Origin of the sequence: Halomonas borealis, assembly GCF_004798905.1 — a bacterium.
In the GTDB taxonomy this organism is placed as follows: Bacteria; Pseudomonadota; Gammaproteobacteria; order Pseudomonadales; family Halomonadaceae; genus Halomonas; species Halomonas borealis.
Map to the genome: position 1 here is coordinate 118,209 of NZ_SDMO01000002.1, position 13,682 is coordinate 131,890.

The following is a 13,682-nucleotide window of genomic DNA, read 5'->3' on the forward strand; positions in this document are numbered from 1 at the left end:
CAATGAGCGATCTTCGCGTGCTGCTCCACGCCCCCACCGCCGAGGCCCTGACCCGGGCCCGGCGCAACGCCCGCAACCTCCAGCATGCCCGCCCCGCGGCCGAGGTGCTGATCATCGCCAACGGCGGCGCCGTGGCCGCCGCCCTGGCCGAACCCGACGCGAGCGACGACCGCCTGCGGCTGTGCCGCAACTCGCTGGCCGCCCAGGGCCTCGACAACCCCCATGGCATCGCCGAGGTCGAGGCCGCGGTGGTGACGCTGGCCGAATATCAGCGCGACGGCTGGGCCTATATCCGCGCCTGAGCCGCACAGGCGCGGCCTTGAAGCGGACAAGGCTCGACAGTCGCCACCCGCAGGGCGATGATCGGCAGCCATGAGGGGCCTGCCCGCCGCTCGATCATCGACAAGGAACGCCCATGCGCATACTGCTGGTGGAAGACGATCCCAGCCTGGCGTCGGGTATTCGCCTGGCGCTGAAGCCCGAGCACTACACCGTCGACATCCTCGACGACGGCGTCGAGGCCCTCAATGCCCTGCGCGACGAGGAGCCCTTCGATGCCATCATCCTCGACCTGGGCCTGCCACGGCTCGACGGCATCGACCTGCTCGTGCGCCTGCGGCATGCCGGCAACCGGGTGCCGGTGCTGGTACTGACCGCCCGCGACGGCATCGAGGAGCGCATCCAGGGCCTGGATGCCGGCGCCGACGACTACCTGACCAAACCCTTCGAGGTCGCCGAGCTCAAGGCACGGCTGCGCGCCCTGCTGCGCCGCAGCCAGGGGCTGGCCAGCAGTGAGCTGCGCCATCGCGGCGTGGTGCTCGACCCGGAGAACCACCGCGTCAGCTACCGTGGCGAGCCGGTCTCGCTGTCACGCCGCGAGTTCACCCTGCTGCAGGAATTCCTCAGCCATCCGGGCCACGCCTTCACCCGCGATACCTTGACCCGCCTGCTCTACGGCTGGGACGAGGACGTGGCGAGCAACGCCATCGAGGTCCACGTCCATCACCTGCGCAAGAAGCTGGCGCCCGAGCTGATCCGCACCCTACGCGGCATCGGCTATATCATGGACGACACGCCCGCGGACGAGGCCCCATGAGCTCGATTCGTCGCCGCACCCTGGGCATCGTGCTGACGGTGGTCGCGCTGTGCATGCTGGCGATCGGCGTGACCAGCTATCGCGAGGCCGCCCAGGAAGTGGAAGCGCTGTTCGACGCCCGCCTGGCCCAGCAGGCTCGACTGGTGGACGGGCTGCTCAGCACACCACTACCCGAGGATCGCCGCGATGCCCTGCTGAAGAGCCTCGATGGCGCCCTGCGCCGCGACGCCTCCGGCCCCTCGGCCGACGACAGCCACCGCTACGAGGGCCGGGTGGCCTTCCAGGCCTGGCGTGGCGAGCGGCGGCTGCTGCGCTCCGTCCACGCCCCGGCCACGCCCTTCACCGGCTCCCAGGCGGGCTACGGCGACGAGACGCTGAACGGCCACGCGTGGCGGGTCTTCGCCCTCGGCGGCGACGACGGCCTGCGGGTGCTGGTCGGCGAACGCATCGATGCGCGCGACGAACTGGTCACCGGCATCGCCCTGCGCACCCTGCTGCCCGATCTGCTCGGCCTGCCGGTGCTCGCGGCGCTGCTGTGGTGGGCGATCGGCTGGGGGCTGCGGCCGCTGTCGCGGCTGGCCGCTCAGATCGAGGCCCGCGATCCACAGCGGCTTCACCCCTTGCCCGACGATCCGTTGCCACGCGAGCTTGCCACCATCGTCGGTGCCCTCAACGGACTGCTGGCACGCATCCGCGACCTACGCTCACGCGAGAAACGCTTCATCGCCGATGCCGCCCATGAGCTGCGCACCCCGCTGACGGTGCTCGATCTGCACGCCCAGAACGCCCTGGCCACCGAGGAACCCGCGGACCGACGCGAGGCGCTGACGCTGCTGCGCGACGGCCTGACCCGCGCGACCCGGCTGGTCGGCCAGCTGCTGACCTTGGCGCGCCTCGACCCCGAACAGGAAGACGCGCCGGACCAGCGGGTCGACCTGCTGCACGAGGTACGTGAGTCGCTGGCCGAGCTGATGCCGTTGGCCACCGATCACGACCAGGGCCTGTACCTGGAGGCCGACCATGCCGCCGACTGGATGCTGAGCACCGAGCCCGGCGCCGTCACCACGCTGATCAAGAACCTGGTCGGCAACGCCATCCGGCATTCCCCCACCGGGGGTCGCATCGACGTGACCCTGTGCAGGGAAGCGACTGCCTTGGTGCTGCGGGTGGACGACAGCGGCCCCGGCATCCCCGCGGCGGGCCGCCAGCAGGCGCTGGCGCGCTTCCACCGCAGCGGCGTGGGAGCCGGCGCCGGCCTCGGGCTGTCCATCGTCGATCGTCTGGTGCAGCGTCATGGCGGCCGGCTGACGCTGGACGACGCCCCCAGCGGCGGGCTGCGCGTGTGCGTGCGCCTGCCACGCGCCTGATGCCCCACCTTCGAGCCGCGCCGGTGCTGGACCTTGAGCCGGCTTTACAAGCTCCGGGTGAAGCGGGATAGTGAGGCTCGACGACAGGGGCGCCGGGCGAAGACTCGCCACGGCTGAGAGGCACCCTCACCACCTGACCCGGATAATGCCGGCGGAGGGAGTCGTGCCGCTTGCGTCGCGGCCACGCCTCCCCTCGCCAGGAGGCTCGATGCAATCCCTCGACCCCGTTTCCCACCTGGAACGTGTGCGCGCCACCACCCCGCTGGTCCACAACATCACCAACCATGTGGCGATGCCCTTCATGGCCAACGCGCTATTGGCACTGGGCGCCTCGCCGGCCATGATCCATGCCCGTGAGGAAGCCGCCGAATTCACCGACCTGGCCGCCGCCCTGACCCTCAATATCGGCACCCTATCGCCCCACTGGCTGGCGGCCATGGACGACGCCGCCCGTGCCGCCAACGCGACCGGCACGCCCTGGGTGCTCGACCCGGTGGCGGTGGGCGCCACCGGCTTTCGCCGCGAGGCCGGCGCCCGGCTGCTGGCGCTGGGCCCGACCGCGATCCGCGGCAACGCCTCGGAGATCCTGGCACTGGCGCGGCAGGGCGGCGGCGGACGCGGCGTGGATAGCACCGACACTGCCGACAGCGCCGAACGGGCCGCCGTGGCGCTGGCCCGGGACAGCGGTGCCGTGGTGGCAGTCACCGGCGAGGTCGACCTGGTCACCGACGGGCGGCGCCTGGCGAAGGTCACCGGCGGTCACCCGCTGATGCCCCGGGTCACCACCCTGGGCTGTGCGCTGACCGGCGTGGTTGGCGCCTTCCTGTCCGGCGCCGAAGATGCCTTCGAGGCCACGGTGGCGGCACTCGCCGCCTACGCGGTGGCCGGAGAAACCGCCGGGCGAACCGCCGCCGGCCCCGGCAGCTTCGCCGTGGCCTTCCTCGACGCCCTCTATGCCCTCGACACCGCCACCCTGTCTCGTCCTCTCGCCGACCGCGTCAGCCTGGAGCTCACCGATGCGCCTTGATCTCTCCCTCTACCTGGTCACCGATCCCGAGCTGTGCGCCGCCCATGGCATGGAGCAGACCGTGCTGGCCGCGGTGCGTGGCGGCGTGAGCATCGTCCAGCTACGCGACAAACACGCCAGCGACGCCGAGCTGGTGCCGTTGGCACGGCGCCTCAAGAGCGCCCTGGCCGGCAGCGGCGTGCCGCTGATCATCAACGACCGCCTGGAAGTGGCGCTGGCCAGCCAGGCCGACGGCCTGCACATCGGACAGGACGACGGCGAGGTAGCCGACGCCCGGGCGGCGTTGGGCCCGCACGCCCTCCTCGGTCTCTCGGTGCAGACCCACGAACAGCTGGCACGGCTCGACGCCGAGCGCCTCGACTACCTGGGCCTCGGCCCGGTCTTCGCGACACCGACCAAGCGCGATCACGCCGCGCCGCTGGGCTTCGACGGGCTAGCCGAACTGGCCGCCGCGAGCCCACTGCCCACGGTGGCCATCGGCGGCCTCACGGCCGAACACGTCGAGGCCGTGCGGCTGGCCGGGGCGAACGGCCTGGCGGTGGTCTCGGCGATCTGCGCCGCGCCCGACCCTCAAGCGGCCGCCCGCGCCTTCCCTCGCTTCGGCGCCGTCCGCTGAGGCGCCATGCCTAGAACGACGGGCGGCGATTCAGGGCGACACGACGCTCCTGGTAGGCAATCGCCAGGCCGCTGGCGATGATCAGGCTACCGCCCGCGAACACCCAGGGGTCCGGCATCTCGCCCCACAGCCCCCAACCCAGCAGCACCGCCCATAGCAGTGCCGTGTAGTCGAAGGGCGCGGCGATGGCCGCCGGCGCATAGCGAACGGCCTGGGTGAGCCCCACCATGCCGCCGACCCCGAGCACGCCGCCGACCAGGAAGCCGAGCCAATGCCACGGCGCCGGCGTCTGCCATACCCAGGGCAGGGCCAGGGACGCGCTCAGACACGGCACCAGGGTGGTGTAGAAGACCATCGCCCAGAGATGTTCCCCCTCGCCGTAGCGACGCGCCGTGATCATGGTCAAGGCGTAGAACAGCGCCGCGGCGATCACCATCAGCATGGCGGGCTGGAAGCCGGCGGCCCCGGGCCGGACCACCACCAGCACGCCGACGAAGCCGAACAGCGTGGCCAGCCAGGTCACGCGGTCGACCCGCTCGCCGAGCAACGGCACCGAGAGTAGCGTCACGAACAGCGGGGCGGCGAAAGCGATCGCCGTGGCGGTGGCCAGCGGCAGCAGTACCAGCCCCGACATGAAACTGATCATGGTGGCGGTGAAGATCAGGCCACGCATCAGGTGCACCCCCGGCCGGCGCGTGGCCAGGGTGCGCAGTCCGCCGTTGAAGCGTGCGATCAGCACGATCAGCGGCAACGACACCAGGGTCCGGAAGAAGATGATCTGCAACGGCGAGTGAACCTGACCCAACCACTTGGTGAGGGCATCGCCCAGGGCCAGGCACAGCACGCCGCCGCACATGAACAGGATGCCCTTCAAAGAAGATGTCATGCGTCGCCTCCATGCGTGCGCGAAAGAACGAAAACCCCGCCGGCGAAGCCGGCGGGGTGGTGAGCCTCACGCCGAGTGTCGAGCACGACAACGGCGGGGCCGACGGGGGTCGAGGCGCTGGCGGCTGCCGGAGCGCCCCGTCAGAGTGACGCCTGGACCACCATGCAATCCATGCCCTCGGCCTGCAGGCGCTGGCAGGCATCCCGTGCCTGCCCTTCGTGCAGGTCCACCAGGCGTGCCCGATAGACGCCGGCCTCCTCCACTCGAGGCACGGCGATGCGGGCCTCGAGGCGTTCGGCGGCCAACCGCGCGGCGGCGCGGTCGGCGAGGCGCCGCGCGTGGCCGGCATCGCTGAAGGCGCCGACCTGCACGCCCCAGCCACCCACGGCGGCATCGTCGGGTTCGCTCGACGCCGTCGGCCGAGGATCGTCGCGGTCCGCGACCGAGCCCCCGACGGCCGTGTCCGCGCTCGGCGCCGAGGCCACGATGGCCTCGTCCGGCGAGGGCGAGGTGACGTCCTGGACCACGGGCCCGGCATTGGAGGATGCCTCGTTTGCCGCCGGCCGTGACGATACCGCGGTGGCCGATGAGACGGAGGCCGAGGCGGCGCTGGATGCGTCGCTTGCCGCCGGCCGTGACGACACCGCGGTGGCCGATGAGACGGAGGCCGAGACGACGCTGGATGCGTCGCTGTCTCGGCTCGCCAGCCGCTGGCTCGCGGGCAGCGGCTGCCCGCCCATCGGCATCAGCCGTTCGTCGGAGATCTCGGTGCGCGCCAGCCAGCCGTGGCCGTCGGCCAGGGCGGCGCGCGCGAAGCCGCGATTCAGCAGATCGGCCATGTGATCGTCCCGGGAGGCCGCGGTGAAGCCACCCATCACCACCGAGAGCATGCGCCGGCCGCCGTGCACCGCCGAGGTGGCGACGTTGAAGCCCGAGGCGCGAATGAAGCCCGTCTTGAGGCCATCGGTGCCTGGGTAGTCGGCCAGCAGGTTATTGTGGCCGCGGTAGGTATTACCGCGCCACTCGAAGCGCTGCAGCGAGAAGTAGTCGTAGTACTGGGGGAAGTCGAGCATCAAGCGACGAGCCAGCACCGCCATGTCGCGGGCGGTGGTGACCTGGGCGTCGTCCGGCAGGCCGGAGGCGTTACGGAAGGTGGTGTGACGCATGCCGAGCTCGTGCGCCTGCTCGGTCATCATCCGCGCGAAGTGACGCTCGCTGCTCCCCAGGGCCTCGGCGACCACCACCGCCACATCGTTGGCCGAACGCACGACCAACGATTCGATCGCCGTCTCCACCGGGATGCTGTCGCCCGGCTTCAGATAGAGCTTGGTGGCCGGCATGGCCGCCGCCGCCGTCGAGACCGGCAGCGGCTGGCCCAGGCTCATGCTGCGGTCCTCCAGGGCCTCGAACAGCAGGTAGAGCGTCATCATCTTGGTCAGCGAGGCCGGGAAGCGCGGGGCATCGGCGTTCTCGGCATAGAGGACCTCGTGAGTGTCGGTGTCGATGACGATCCCCGCATAGCGGGGGTTCGCGGCCTGGGCGATAGGCGCCAGCAACATGCTGACCATGACGAGACCGGCGAGCAGACTGGCCCGCCAGTCGATGACCTGAGTCGGTAGCATCGGTGTTCCCCTGAAAAATGACACTCTACATGACTGCATTATGACCTAGCGGCCTGCCCTGTACAGGATGAAACGCGGCCCGACGCACCATTTCCATTTTTCGCTGTCGATCCGCCCGTCACATCCTCGAGTGCCGCGTCATGGCCCCCACAGGCGTGCGACGCCGAGCCCGGCCAGGCGTAGCGACAACAGCGTCAGCGCCAGCCGGAACAATGCGTCGAAGCGGCGCTCGGTGAGCCGCCCCAACACATGCAGCCCCAGCCAGGTACCGAGGAAGCCGGCCGCGACCATGGCCAGGATCAGCCCCAGCCAGTGATGAAACACGAAGCCGGCCGCCCCGAACACCAGGGCCTTGGTGAGGTGCTGGGCCACCATGCAGGCGGAGAAGGTCGCCACCTTGGCCAGGCGCCCCGCCTGGCGTTGCTTGATGAAGGCCGCCACCAGCGGGCCGCTGGCTCCCACCAGGCTCGACAGCAGGGTGGTGATCGCGCCGACGATCAGGGTGCCGAGCCGCCCCAGGGCGCGCCCGGGCAACCCCGGCCCCCACAGGGTGAACAGCACGAAGGCGGCGATGCACAGCTCCAGCACCCCGGCGGGCAGGCGGATCAGCAGCCAGGCCGCGGCCATGGCCCCCAGTGCCACACCGGGCAGGAAGGCCAGCAAGGTGGCGCGATCGAGATGGCGCCAGGTCATGCCCGCACGTCCGATGTTGGAGCCCAGCTGAACCATGCCATGCACCGGAATCAACGCCGCCGGCGGCATCACCTGGGCCAGCGCCATGATCATCAGCACGCCGCCACCGGCGCCGAAGGCCGCGGTGAAGGCCGATGTCAGCACCGACAGCAGGATCAGCAGCAGGCCGAGCCCGCCGGACAGCGGCGAGAGAGCATCGAGCAACGACATGGGGCATCCCGATCCATGGGCGAGCCCCCAGCATAGCCGAGGGCCGGCATCGGGGGCAGCCCTCGACCGCTCAGCGGCCCGCTCGGTGCCGCCCCACCCTCAGCGGAGCCCGGCCGCCATGACGCTGTGACGCCGGGCGGCGCGCTATGCGGTGTCGCCGCCCAGGGCCTCGCGCACCGCCGCCTGGGAGGCACGCTGGCGTTCGGCATAGAGGGCCAGCTCGTCGGTCACCGGAACGCCCAGGGCCGCTTCGAGGGCCTCGCGATTGGCGTTACCGGCATAGGCCGCGCCGCCGCCCTCGCCGAGGTTCGACTGGAAGATGCCCGCCGCACTCACCGGCAGGAAATCCTCGTAGGTGATCGGCCGAGCGCTCACCAGCCCGCGCTCGATCAGCGCCTCGAGGTCCGTCGCGTCGACCCCCGCCGCCGCACGCCCGGCCTCGGTGAGCCGATACTCGAAGAACGCCAGACCATCGCGGCGCAGCGTGGCCTCGTCGTCGGGGAACTCGGCGAAGGCCTCGGCCTGTACCCGCCGGTGCTGCTCGTGGGCGAGCCCCGCGGTCCGCTCGCGGGAAGCGCTCAGCAGGCGGTCGTAGAGCGCCCGCCCCTCGGCGGTCAGCGCCACGCCGCGCTGCTCGATCTCGCCGAAGCGCGCGGTGTGGGTGCCCTGGCGCTCGCCGGCGAAAAGAGTCGTCTCCTCCAGCGCCTTGAAGCTGGTCTGGCGCAGCAGGATCGGGCAGTCGCGACGCGGCGGCCCCTCGATCACCGCCTTGGGATTCATGCCGGCCGCCGGCATGCGCCGCTGCACCTCATCGATGTCCAGGGTCCGCGGCGTCAGGTGGTTGATATGCGGCCCGCGGAAGCACACCACATCGGCGATCAGCCGGTGCTCGGCGTGCAGCGCCTCGTAGGTCTCCAGGTCCACGGTGGCATAGCGGTGCCAGCGGAAGGTCTCCAGCGCCTCGCTCACGAACTGCTCCGCCTGAGCATCGTCGAGCCCGTCCTGGCGTTCGCTGAGCTCGATCAGCTCGCGGGCGCCGGGGGTGAAGATGTCGCGCTCTGCGAGGATCGCCGCGGCTCGCTCGCGCAGCGTCTCATCGTCGATCAGCTCGAGGCGCAGCAACGAGGTGAAGACACGAAAGGGGTTGCGGGCCAGCGCCGCGTCGTCGATGGGGCGGAAGGCCGTGGAGTGCACCGGGACCCCGGCCTCGGTGAGGTCGTAGTAGCCCACCGGATACATGCCCATCACCGCGAACAAACGGCGCAGCATCGCCAGTTCCGAGGCGCTGCCCACGCGAATGGCACCGTGACGCTCGACCCCGAGGCGATCCAGACCGTCGTGGTCGCGCAGCCGCTCGGCCAGGGCGGTGTCGCCCGCGAGGATCTCGCGGTTCACCTCGTCGACCAGCGTGAGCAGGGTCCCGTACTGGGGCACCTCGGCCTGATACATGGCCGACATGGCCCGGGAGAAGCGATCGCGGATCTCGTCGCGGGAGACGATGTCCGTGGCAGTGGCATTCATGGTGAATCCTCGGCGGTAGCGCCAGATGGCAAAAGACGTGACCTCCATGTAAGCAGAGGTGGCGACGATCCCCTACCGGAAAGGCGACGTCCTCTTTCATCCTTTGCCGGATTCTCCCCGGAAACGGCACGACGAGCCGACCGACGACGCGGAAAACCTGGCGCCGGGGCGCATGACGCCCCCTGCGACAATCTTGCTCACCCTCGGGAGTGGTGGTCGACGGCCTTTAGATGTATTTTAAATGCATCTTTAAGAGACGCCGCCACTCGCGAGGAACCCGACCATGCTGACCCACGCCCAGGAAGACCTGATCGCCGCCACCGCCCCGGTGGTCGCCGAGCATCTCGACACCATCACCCAGCGCTTCTACCCGCTGCTGTTCGAGCGCTATCCCCAGGTCGCACCGCTGTTCAACCAGGCCCACCAGGCCGATGGCGGCCAGCCGCGGGCACTGGCCGCCGCCGTGCTCGCCTACGTACAGCTGCGTCAGGACCCCGAACGGGCGCGTCAGACCCTGGGCATGGTGGTAGGCAAGCATGTGTCGCTGAACATTCAGCCCGATCAGTACCCCCTGGTCGGAGAGTGCCTGATGGTGGCCATCGGCGAGGTGCTGGGTGACGCGGTTACACCGGAGATCGCCGACGCCTGGGGCGCCCTCTACGGAGAGCTGGCCGCGCTGCTGATCGAGCTGGAGGAGCAGCGCTATCGTGCCTTCGAGCAGTGCGCCGGCGGCTGGCGTGGCCCCCGCGAGTTCCGCATCGCCGAGACCCATCAGGAGAGCGCGGTGATCCGCTCCTTCGTGCTGGAGCCCAGCGACGGCGGCGCGGTCGCCGAGCACGCTCCCGGCCAGTATATCGGCGTACGCCTGACCCTCGACGGCCGGCCCGTGCACCGCCACTACAGCCTCTCGGCGCTGCCCGATGGCCGCCGCTACCGCATCTCGGTGAAGCGCGAGGAACAGGGCGTGGCCAGCCGCCACCTGCACGACGCCATGCGCGTGGGCGACACCCTGGAACTGCTGCCGCCCGCCGGCGAACTGACCCTGGTGGATGGCGACGAACCCCTGCTGCTGGCCAGCGGCGGCGTCGGCCAGACCCCCATGCTACCGATCGCCCGCCAGGCCCTGGCCGCGGGCCGCCGGGTGGTCTATCTGCACGCCGCCCTGGATGCCGAGCATCGCGCCTTCGCCGGCGAACTCGATGCCCTGGCCGCCGAGCATCCCGAACGGCTGACCACGGTGAGCGTGCATGAGCGCGGCGCGGGGGCCGACCACACCGGCCGGGTGGATCGCGACCTGCTGTCCCGCTACCTGCCCGAGGGGGCGCGCTGCTACTTCGTCGGCCCCCAGGGCTTCATGAGCGCCGTGAATCAGGCGCTGAGCACGCTGGGCGTGCCGGACGAACGCCGCCACTACGAGCACTTCGGCCCGGCGCGCGCCCTCGACGCCGCCTGACTCGCCGCTCGCTTTAGGGCGTATCGCGCAGGCTGGCCGGCTCAGTGCCCCAGGATCTGGCTGAGGAACAAGCGGGTACGTTCGGACTCCGGATGGTTGAAGAAGGTCTCCGGCGGCGCCTGCTCGATGATCTGCCCCTGGTCCATGAAGATGACACGATCCGCCACGGTCTTGGCGAAGCCCATCTCGTGGGTCACGCAGATCATGGTCATGCCATCGCGGGCCAGTTCGACCATGACATCGAGCACCTCCTTGATCATCTCCGGATCCAACGCCGAGGTCGGCTCGTCGAACAGCATCACCTCGGGACGCATGCACAGCGCGCGGGCGATCGCCACCCGCTGCTGCTGCCCGCCGGACAGCTGCCCCGGATACTTGCGGGCCTGATCGGCGATCTGCACCCGCTCGAGGAACTCCATGGCGGTCTTCTCGGCCTCCGCACGGGGCTTCTTCTGTACCCAGGTCTGGGAGATGCAGCAGTTGTCGAGCACCGAGAGATGCGGGAAGAGGTTGAAGTGCTGGAAGACCATGCCGACGTTGCGGCGGATCTGCTCGATGCGTTTGACGTCCTGGGTCATGGTCACACCGTTGACGACGATGCGCCCCTGCTGGTGCTCCTCCAGGTGATTGAAACAGCGGATCAGGGTCGACTTGCCCGACCCCGAGGGACCACAGACGACGATACGCTCGCCCCGCGCCACCGTCAGATCGATGTCGCGCAGGACATGGAAGTCGCCGTACCACTTGTTGAGCCCCGCGACCTCGATCATCGGGCCGTCGGCGTGAGCACTTGCCGTGTTCGTGGAAGACATGCCGGTGATTCCTTGTTGTTAAGTGCTTGTTGTTCAATCTCTTTCGATGCGCGTGGCTCAGTTCCTGTGACCCGTGTGCAGGCGCCTCTCGATATACTGGCTGTAGCGCGACATGCTGAAGCAGAAGATCCAGAACATCAGCGCGGCGAACACGTAGCCCTCGATGGCGAAGCCCAGCCAGTTGCTGTCGGTGAGCCCGGCGCGGATGATCGCCAGCAGGTCGAACAGGCCGATGATCAGTACCAGCGAGGTGTCCTTGAACAGCGCGATGAAGGTATTGACGATGCCGGGAATGACCAGCTTCAAGGCCTGGGGCAGCACGATCAGCGCCATGCGCCGCCAGTAGCCCATCCCCAGGGCCTTGGCCGCTTCCTCCTGGCCCCTGGGAATGGCCTGCAGGCCACCGCGCACCACCTCGGCCATGTAGGCACTCCAGAAGAACATGATGCCGATCAGCGCTCGCAACAACTTGTCGAACTCCACCTCGGTGGGCACGAACAACGGCAGCATCACCGAGGCCATGAACAGCACCGTGATCAACGGCACGCCACGCCAGAACTCGATGAATACCACGCAGATGCCGCGTACCAGCGGCATCTTGGAACGCCGACCCAGCGCCAGTACCACCCCCAGCGGCAGCGAGCCGACGATCCCCACGATGGCGATCGTCAGGGTCAACATCAGCCCACCCCACTCGCGAGTCGGCACCGCCATCAGGCCGAAGTGGCCGCCGATCAACAGCCCATACGCCAGCACCGGGAAGCCCACCAGGGCGAACAGCCCCACCCAGCGCTTGGCGGGCAGCCGGGGGATCGCCAGCCAGGCGATCAGCAGCGCCAGCATCAAGAACACCGCATCGACCCGCCAGCGGGCGGCCTCGGGATAGAAGCCGTAGACGATGGTCTCGAAGCGGGCGCTGATGAACACCCAGCAGGCCCCTTCGCCGCTGCAGGCCTCGCGGGTGGAGCCCAGCCAGTCGGCCTCGATCAGCGCCCACTGCACAAGCGGCCACAACCCCCAACCCAGCAGCGCCAGGACGAGCAGGGTGATGGTCCCGTTGAGCGGCCCGTCGAAGAGATTGGCCCGCAGCCAGCCGAGCGCTCCGCGACGCTGGTCGGGCGGCCGGCGCGCCTCGATCATCTCGTTTCGTGTCGCCATCTCGGCCATGTCAGCGCTCCTTCAACAGGGTTCGGGCGTTATAGAGGTTCATCAGCGCCGACACCACCAGGCTGATCAGCAGATAGACGGCCATGGTCATGGCGATGATCTCGATGGCCTGGCCGGTCTGGTTGAGGGTCGTGCCGGCGAACACCGCCACCAGGTCCGGGTAGCCGATGGCCGTGGCCAGCGAGGAGTTCTTGATCAGGTTCAGGTACTGGCTGGTCAGCTGCGGCACGATGACCCGCATGGCCTGCGGAATGACGACCTTACGCAGGGTGATGTTGCCGGGCAGGCTGATCGCCCGCGCCGCCTCGACCTGCCCCTGGGGCACCGACTGGATGCCCGAGCGCACGATCTCGGCGATGAAGGAAGCGGTGTAGATCGACAGCGCCAGCCACAACGCCATCAGCTCGGGGATGACGGTGATCCCGCCCTTGAAGTTGAAACCGGAAAGCGCCGGCAGGTCCCAGGCGAGCGGCCGTCCGGTGATCAGGAACACCGCCAGCGGCAGCCCGATCAGGATCAACGCCCCGAGCCGGTAGACCGGCAATGCCTTGCCGGTGCGCACCTGCAGCCGCCGGGCGTAAAGCGTCAGGCTCACCACGGCGGCCAACGCCAGGGCCAGCGCCCAGAGGGTGGCCTCGAAGCCCGGCTGGGCCACCGGGGCCGGCACCATCAGGCCACGCACGTTGAGGAATAGCGCCTCGAACAGCGACAGGCTCTGGCGGGGGCTGGGCAGCGCCTGGAGCACCGCGAAGTACCAGAACAGGATCTGCACCAGCAGCGGAATATTGCGGAATATCTCCACGTAGGTGGTCGCCAGGCGGGCCAGCAACCAGTTGCTGGACAGCCGCGCGATGCCCACCGCGAAGCCGATCAGCGTGGCCAGGACGATGCCGAGGCCGGATACCAACAGGGTGTTGAGCAGCCCCACCACGAAGGTGCGGCCGTAGGTGCTGTCGCCGCTGTAGTCGATCAGCGACTGGGGGATCGAGAAGCCGGCCCGTTCCTGGAGGAAACCCAGGCCGGTGGTGATGCCCCGGGCCTCGAGGTTGGCCAGGGTGTTGGTCACCATCAGCAGGATCAGCCCCAGCAGGCCCAGCAGCAGCAGGGCCTGGATCACCAGGGCGCGCACGGCGGGGTCACGCCATAGCGGCCCCCGCTCGGAAGACGAAGAACGCAGCATGTCGAGCCTCGCAGACGATGAAACGACCCCTC

13 protein-coding genes and 1 riboswitch are annotated in these 13,682 nt (G+C 69.4%); of the genes, 6 read left to right on the plus strand and 7 right to left on the minus strand.

The features are described 5' to 3' along the window. Window positions 1-2: 2 nt before the first annotated feature. From ETC07_RS03515 to thiE, 5 genes are all read left to right on the plus strand, one after another. Window positions 3-302 carry a DsrE family protein gene (locus ETC07_RS03515; RefSeq protein WP_136247126.1) on the plus strand — a complete coding sequence of 100 codons (300 nt, stop codon included), beginning with the start codon at window positions 3-5 and terminating at the stop codon, window positions 300-302. 113 nt (window positions 303-415) lie between these two features. After that, window positions 416-1,096: a response regulator transcription factor gene (locus ETC07_RS03520; protein ID WP_136247127.1), complete on the plus strand. Its 681-nt coding sequence runs from the start codon at window positions 416-418 to the stop codon at window positions 1,094-1,096. Next, window positions 1,093-2,463: an ATP-binding protein gene (locus ETC07_RS03525; RefSeq protein WP_136247128.1), complete on the plus strand. Its 1,371-nt coding sequence runs from the start codon at window positions 1,093-1,095 to the stop codon at window positions 2,461-2,463. The genes ETC07_RS03520 and ETC07_RS03525 overlap by 4 nt, the downstream gene beginning before the upstream one ends. A 75-nt stretch (window positions 2,464-2,538) precedes the next feature. Beyond that, window positions 2,539-2,640, plus strand: a riboswitch (TPP riboswitch). Between the two features lie 31 nt (window positions 2,641-2,671). Further along, a complete protein-coding gene (thiM, locus tag ETC07_RS03530) occupies window positions 2,672-3,490 on the plus strand; it encodes a hydroxyethylthiazole kinase (protein ID WP_136247129.1) in 819 nt (272 codons plus the stop codon). Beyond that, window positions 3,480-4,106 carry a thiamine phosphate synthase gene (thiE, locus tag ETC07_RS03535; protein WP_136247130.1) on the plus strand — a complete coding sequence of 209 codons (627 nt, stop codon included), beginning with the start codon at window positions 3,480-3,482 and terminating at the stop codon, window positions 4,104-4,106. The genes thiM and thiE overlap by 11 nt, the downstream gene beginning before the upstream one ends. A gap of 10 nt (window positions 4,107-4,116) precedes the next feature. On the opposite strand, the gene ETC07_RS03540 is transcribed toward thiE, so the two are convergent. The 4 genes from ETC07_RS03540 to hglS form a co-directional block, all read right to left on the minus strand. Continuing rightward, window positions 4,117-4,992: a DMT family transporter gene (locus tag ETC07_RS03540; protein WP_136247131.1), complete on the minus strand. Its 876-nt coding sequence runs from the start codon at window positions 4,990-4,992 to the stop codon at window positions 4,117-4,119. Between the two features lie 140 nt (window positions 4,993-5,132). Further along, complete coding sequence (locus ETC07_RS03545) at window positions 5,133-6,614, minus strand: D-alanyl-D-alanine carboxypeptidase family protein (RefSeq protein WP_136247132.1); 1,482 nt, start codon at window positions 6,612-6,614, stop codon at window positions 5,133-5,135. Window positions 6,615-6,752: 138 nt separating this feature from the next. Beyond that, window positions 6,753-7,517 carry a sulfite exporter TauE/SafE family protein gene (locus ETC07_RS03550; protein ID WP_136247133.1) on the minus strand — a complete coding sequence of 255 codons (765 nt, stop codon included), beginning with the start codon at window positions 7,515-7,517 and terminating at the stop codon, window positions 6,753-6,755. A gap of 144 nt (window positions 7,518-7,661) precedes the next feature. Beyond that, the gene (hglS, locus tag ETC07_RS03555) at window positions 7,662-9,038 is read right to left on the minus strand and encodes a 2-oxoadipate dioxygenase/decarboxylase HglS (RefSeq protein ID WP_136247134.1); all 1,377 of its coding nucleotides are present in this window, start codon (window positions 9,036-9,038) and stop codon (window positions 7,662-7,664) included. A 283-nt stretch (window positions 9,039-9,321) separates the two neighbouring features. On the opposite strand from hglS, the gene ETC07_RS03560 reads away from it, so the two are divergent. After that, a complete protein-coding gene (locus tag ETC07_RS03560) occupies window positions 9,322-10,491 on the plus strand; it encodes a globin domain-containing protein (protein ID WP_136247135.1) in 1,170 nt (389 codons plus the stop codon). Between the two features lie 41 nt (window positions 10,492-10,532). On the opposite strand, the gene ETC07_RS03565 is transcribed toward ETC07_RS03560, so the two are convergent. The 3 genes from ETC07_RS03565 to ETC07_RS03575 are packed head-to-tail and all read right to left on the minus strand — an operon-like array spanning window position 10,533 to window position 13,650. Beyond that, complete coding sequence (locus ETC07_RS03565; protein ID WP_276605474.1) at window positions 10,533-11,303, minus strand: amino acid ABC transporter ATP-binding protein; 771 nt, start codon at window positions 11,301-11,303, stop codon at window positions 10,533-10,535. Window positions 11,304-11,360: 57 nt separating this feature from the next. After that, entirely contained in the window at window positions 11,361-12,461 is a 1,101-nt protein-coding gene (locus ETC07_RS03570; RefSeq protein WP_136247270.1) for an amino acid ABC transporter permease, read from the minus strand. A gap of 10 nt (window positions 12,462-12,471) precedes the next feature. Then, window positions 12,472-13,650: an amino acid ABC transporter permease gene (locus ETC07_RS03575; protein ID WP_136247136.1), complete on the minus strand. Its 1,179-nt coding sequence runs from the start codon at window positions 13,648-13,650 to the stop codon at window positions 12,472-12,474. Between the last annotated feature and the right edge of the window lie 32 nt (window positions 13,651-13,682).